Origin of the sequence: Acinetobacter lwoffii, from assembly GCF_052078135.1 — a bacterium.
In the GTDB taxonomy this organism is placed as follows: domain Bacteria; phylum Pseudomonadota; class Gammaproteobacteria; order Pseudomonadales; family Moraxellaceae; genus Acinetobacter; species Acinetobacter lwoffii_Z.
The window spans coordinates 69,951-76,076 of the sequence record NZ_JBQGUZ010000016.1; the positions used below are offsets into that span (position 1 = coordinate 69,951).

At 41.3% G+C, this 6,126-nt stretch carries 5 protein-coding genes; all 5 read left to right on the plus strand.

The annotated features are described in order from the left end of the window. The first annotated feature begins 150 nt into the window (after positions 1-150). Entirely contained in the window at positions 151-1,401 is a 1,251-nt protein-coding gene (gene glyA, locus ACTL4S_RS11485; RefSeq protein WP_005103619.1) for a serine hydroxymethyltransferase, read from the plus strand. 505 nt (positions 1,402-1,906) lie between these two features. After that, on the plus strand, positions 1,907-2,311 hold the full coding sequence (gene rnk, locus ACTL4S_RS11490) for a nucleoside diphosphate kinase regulator (protein ID WP_004279022.1): 405 nt from the start codon (positions 1,907-1,909) through the stop codon (positions 2,309-2,311). Positions 2,312-2,652: 341 nt separating this feature from the next. Then, entirely contained in the window at positions 2,653-3,444 is a 792-nt protein-coding gene (locus tag ACTL4S_RS11495; RefSeq protein ID WP_253111908.1) for a tellurium resistance protein, read from the plus strand. A 16-nt stretch (positions 3,445-3,460) separates the two neighbouring features. Beyond that, positions 3,461-4,594, plus strand: a complete 1,134-nt coding sequence (locus ACTL4S_RS11500; RefSeq protein WP_441299392.1) for a toxic anion resistance protein — start codon at positions 3,461-3,463, stop codon at positions 4,592-4,594. A 37-nt stretch (positions 4,595-4,631) separates the two neighbouring features. Beyond that, on the plus strand, positions 4,632-5,549 hold the full coding sequence (locus ACTL4S_RS11505; protein WP_441299393.1) for a hypothetical protein: 918 nt from the start codon (positions 4,632-4,634) through the stop codon (positions 5,547-5,549). Positions 5,550-6,126 lie beyond the last annotated feature (577 nt).

Here is a 6,126-nt window from a genome sequence, read left to right on the forward strand (position 1 = left end):
TTTTTATCTGAATGGCTCATGTTTTTTTAGATATGAGCCATTTTTATTGCAAACTGAATAAAGTTCATGATCGAAAATTTAAAACTTCATGCTACAATACGCGCCAATCTTAGCACGGCTTAAAAGCCCTAAATCAATAGGACCTCGCTAATGTTTGCCAATATCTCTATCGCTGAATTTGATCCAGAATTAGCTCAAGCAATCTCGAATGAAGATGCTCGCCAAGAAGCTCATATTGAGCTAATCGCTTCTGAAAACTACTGCTCACCAGCAGTTATGGAAGCTCAAGGTTCAAAACTTACTAACAAATATGCGGAAGGCTACCCAGGTAAACGCTACTATGGCGGTTGCGAGTATGTAGACGTTATCGAACAATTGGCGATTGACCGTGCTAAAGAACTCTTTGGTGCTGATTATGCTAACGTTCAGCCACATGCTGGTTCACAAGCAAACTCAGCAGTTTACTTAGCGCTTCTGAACCCGGGCGATACAGTTCTGGGTATGAGCCTTGCTCACGGTGGTCACTTGACGCACGGTGCAAAAGTAAGTTTCTCTGGTAAAACATATAATGCGATTCAGTACGGTTTAAACCCTGAAACTGGCGAGATCGATTACGAAGAAGTTGAGCGTTTGGCGCTTGAGCACAAGCCACGCATGATCGTTGCTGGTTTCTCTGCATACAGCCAAATCGTTGACTGGCAGCGTTTCCGTGACATCGCGGACAAAGTTGGCGCTTACCTATTTGTTGATATGGCTCACGTTGCAGGTCTGGTTGCCGCTGGCGTTTACCCAAGCCCGGTGCAAATCGCTGACGTTACTACGACTACGACTCACAAAACACTTCGTGGTCCACGTTCAGGTCTGATCCTTGCGAAAGCAAACGAAGAAATCGAGAAGAAACTTCAATCGGCTGTATTCCCAGGCAACCAGGGTGGTCCTTTGGTTCACGCGATTGCTGCGAAAGCAATCTGCTTCAAAGAAGCAATGGCACCTGAATACAAAGCTTATCAGCAACAAGTAGTTGTGAATGCGAAAGCAATGGCTGAAGTATTAATCGCTCGTGGTTATGACGTAGTTTCTGGTGGTACTGAAAACCACTTGTTCTTGTTGTCTTTAATCAAACAAGACATCACAGGTAAAGAAGCTGACGCTTGGTTAGGTGCTGCTCACATTACTGTGAACAAAAACTCTGTACCAAACGATCCACGCTCTCCGTTCGTCACTTCAGGTATCCGTATCGGTACACCTGCAGTAACAACTCGCGGTTTTGGCGAAGCTGAAGTGCGTGAACTTGCAGGCTGGATCGCTGACATCCTAGATGCTAAAGGCGATGAAGCTGTTATCAACGCGGTGAAAGAGAAAGTTGCAGCGGTATGTGCTAAATTCCCAGTTTATGCATAATCGCTTATAAACGGAAAGGAGCTCCCAACCGGGAGCTTTTTTTATAGCTGTAAAAATAACGATGTAAAAGATGTTTAGACTTGATCGGGCTTATATAGATCAATTTCCATGCCGTAAGAGATTGAGTCATCAATAAAATCATATTGAGTTTTTCTCAATCTGGCTTAAAGTCTTTTATCAACTATTTGTATTTTTAAATGCTTTAAAAGAATGAATGCATTCGTTGCATGCTTTGCTTGAAATTATTTACAGGAATTATTTTCAGAACCTGACACTTTAAAAATAATAGGTTATTGAGCTGAAGATCATGGTAGATGAAGCGCTTGAGTGAATCCCATGTTACTGTAAGGTGGTGCTGATATAAGCGCCGTGAATGACATCATTCTTTTTATTTAAACGTTATATGGATCGGTATCATTTGAATATGGGTAAATCCTGTATTTAAAAATGCTGCTGGCGGTTGATTGATTAATTTTTCATTTATGCATTAAACAAGGTAATAAGGATGACTAAACCCAACATTATTTTATCTGAGCAAGATTTACATCGTCTGGAAACGATGCTGGAGAATCAGAGCAAGCTGAGCGAAACCATGATCCGCTTAGAGGATGAATTGGCACGTGCCGAAGTGGTCGAGCCGCAAGCGATCGCAAGCAATATCGTGACCATGCATTCCCGTGTGTTGTTGACCATTGCACCTTCTACGGAAGCTGTTGAGGTGACACTGGTTTACCCACACGAATTTAAAGGTGAAAAGGGGCAGGTCAATGTCATCGCACCGATAGGTGCAGCCATTTTGGGCTTAGCAGAAGGTCAAACCATTGAATGGCCACAACCGGATGGTAATACCATGAAAGTGACCATTGAAAAAGTGCTGTTTCAGCCGGAGAGCGAAGGGGATTATCTTTAAGCCAGCGTTGGATCATCCTTGAAAGCCATAGCAATATGGCTTTTTTTGTATATGGATTTTAAGTAAAACCTGATGTTGTAAGCATTTAGATCAGATTGAATACATTTTAAAGTTCTAAATGCTTAAAGTTAAATAATTCTCAAAATGCAATGTAGTCATTTATCTCTGCAATTGAATCGTATTGCCAAAATCATAATTAAAATAAAGATAAAACATGGATTTAGTTAAAGTGATGTAACGAATTTCTGGATAAATATACACAACGCGGTCTGTTTTTTTGCTACATTCGAAGATGTTCTAGACTTCTTTGTTTCACTTTTTTAAAGGATATCGCCTCAACCATGTCGCGCTTTGAAGCTCTACCTGCCTTGACTGACATGATGCTTGATCGTGAGGAAATTCTGGCGATTAAGCGTAATGAGCTTGTGCCTGTACTGGATAATCAATATGGGCTGAATCATTATGCAGATGCTCTGATTCAGGCACAGTCCGTTCTACTGAATGGTGTAGATCCGCACTTGACCCAACAGTTAAGCCAGACCATTGAGCAATTGATTCATGCCTTGGCAGAATCTAAAAAATATCTGAAAAAACGTAAATTTAATGCTCTACAGAAATGGCTGGGCATCGATCTGGATTATGGCTCAAGTCAGATGGAATATTATCAACGGCTGGACCGTTTGCTGGATCAGGCCGATCACTTAAGCCGTAAATTGCAGATTGAAATTCAGAAATCGCAGTCACGTTTTCAGCAGCTTTTGGGGTTGCGCGAACAGATGGCCAAGCACATTGTCGCAGCAGACGAGTTTCTGTCTGAATATCCGCTATTCGTCAAAAACCAGCATCCCTTGGATAATTTTTCAGAACGCCTCTCCAAGAAAATTAATACCTTACGTACCTTGCAAAGCAGTAATGACATCGCCATTACCCAGATGCAGCTTTCGCAGCAGCTTTCCTTTAGCCTGCTGGATCGCTTTAAGGAAGCACAGCAGGTCTTGATTCCGGCCTGGCAATATCATGTCAAACAAAGCCAGACGAAACACTCGACAAGTGATCTGGAAAAACTTGATAATAGCCGTGAGAGTCTGATTAAAACGTTAAAAAAATCCCTCGAGAAACCCTCGAAAACATAACAATATAAGGTGAACTATGACCAAGTCTGATTTAGTAAATTTACCTGTTGAAAGCTCGAATGAACTGGTCGAACAAAAATTCCAGCAAATGGACCTGAAAGAACTGGGCTTGCAGCCTGCTGACTTTCAGGAGGTGCTGGCTGCACGTAAAGAGTTGCACAACATGAGTCATAACAGTGTGGCTGAATATGGCAAAAATATTGCGACCAAAACTTCGACCTATACCGATGAATTACTGAATCTGGTGCAAAATAGAGATCTGGATGCGACAGGACAGAAGCTGAATCAGGTGGTACAGGTGGCTCAGCAGCTGAATACCAGCAGTATTCTCAATAAAAAGAAAAGTTCGGGTTTTTTTGGCAATATCATTAGCAAATTCAAAGGTGCGAAAGATAACTTTGATGCGCATTTCAATACCACTAAAGAGCAGCTAGATGTACTGGTGAAAGAGATTGAAACCTCGCAATCCGGTTTGAAAGCACGTGTTGATACCCTGGATAAAATGTTTGACGGGGTACAGGATGAATATAAACAGCTCGGGGTACATATCGCCGCAGGACGTTTACGCGAACAGGAGCTGCAACAGGAAATTTCCGCTTTAACCGCCTTGCCGCAAGATCAGAGCACCACCCAGAAAATTTATGACCTGAACCATCTGGCCAATAATCTGGAAAAACGTGTCAGTGATTTACAGGTACTGCAGCAATCTGCGATGCAGACCTTGCCAATGATCCGGATTATCCAGTCGAATAACCTGATGCTGGTTGACAAGTTCTATGCGATCAAAAACATTACTTTACCGGCGTGGAAAAATCAGATCAGTCTGGCGATTTCGTTGAATGAACAGAAGAACAGTGTACAGCTGGCCAATACTATTGATGATGCCACCAATGAGCTGCTACGCCGTAATGCTGACCTGTTACATCAGAACTCGGTCGATACGGCTAAAGCCAATCAACGCTCGGTGATTGACATCGAAACGCTTGAACATGTGCAAAACACCCTCATTAAAACTGTAAACGATGTGATTCAGATTCAGAAAGAAGGTGTACAAAAACGCACAGAAGCAACCGTGCGTTTAAAAGCTCTGCAGGATAATCTGAATCATTTGGTGATTGAATCAAGTACCAGTGGATCCAAGCCCAACTAAATCAGGTAGGGCCAAAATCTGAAAGAAGGAGTAGAGATTGCCGCCCTTAGATGAATACGCCGTTAAGCCTCAGGACATCAAGCAGGGGGTAGTTGCACTCAAGAAACGTCAACGCAATTTGATGCTATTGGGTTTGACCACCTCTACCGTATTTATAGCCTCACTGATCAGTCTATTTTTCCAGCAGGAACTGGTCTATGGTTTTTTTGGCCTAAGTACCCAAGTACAGCAATTGCATTTGCCGGTCAGTGTAGATGCCACACTGGCCAGCATTGGTGATAGTCCAGATTATTTTTTTAGTTTGCTGAGCTGGTTTGGCTGGCTGATTATTAAAATTTTTGCCTCTTTCATCGGTGCATTTTTTGTGATTGGCTTACTGAAAAAGTTGCGTTTCTTTTATGTGCGCTTTCAGTCTTTTGTGTTGAAATTTGTCGCCTGGCTGATTGCTTTTATCGTAATTTGGTCAGGATTGACTTACTTGCAGCATGATCTACGTAATGATCGGGATGATGCTTATCAGCAAGTAGTGTATTACGACAGCAATATCAATGACAGTGAAATCGCCCGTTATCTGGCTGATTCAGAGATTGCAGCACCGGTGAAATCTTATTTACTGGCGCAAACGGCATTGCTGCATAAGCCTCAAGATTTATCTGCCGCAAAACCTTATGTTTTAAATTTGGTTGAAGCAGAAAAACAGGATCCTAAATTTGTACAATATGGTTTCAAGCCTGAACAAATTTGGACCATGCAGCAACAGGTCTATGGTCAAGCCATGACACCAGTCGCCAAGAGTGTAAATACGCAGGTACAACAGGCGGATCAGTTAAGTCAGATCACGAATCTGGTTATTATTGGTGTTGCTATTTTATCGGCACTACTTAGCCTAATCTTGTTTTTCTTGGCCAACTCAATCAAGGGTCGTTCTCTGCGTATCGAACAGCGGATTCATTAATTTCCCAAAATGCTCCTGAATAGGGTAATGCTGATCAGTTAAGGAATTTAGAAATAGACTCTTTAGCTTTTCAGTCGTTTATGAAAGAGTCTTAACTTTTTAAATCAAATACTTGCAATATCACTTGTTACTTTGGTTTCGCCCAAAGTAACCAAAAGCATTTGTCATCCGCAAAACTCGTCAGCCACTATCCCTTAGTAAATTTGTCGCAAAAACAATCATTTTTTAATGTAGTCCTGCCTCAAACAGTTGCGGATGACTTTGCTACCTATCAAATATAATCTTGAATTTAAAAAAAATGCCAGTCAATTGCTTAACTGACTGGCCTGGCATTACCTGAATAGGGAGCATTTTTTGATGGAATTTCAACGCTATTTTTAAGACAACCTATTCAACTTGCTCTATATAGCCCAAAAATAAAAACAAGGCAGCATAAAGTCTATAACTGGATTAATAATCTAAAATACCGATCAATAAAATAAAAACAAACTGTTTTACCTATTTATTCAATTCATTTAATATCCTGTTATCAAATAAACATTTACTCCTTTGGAGACGTTAGCAATGTTAGATCAAA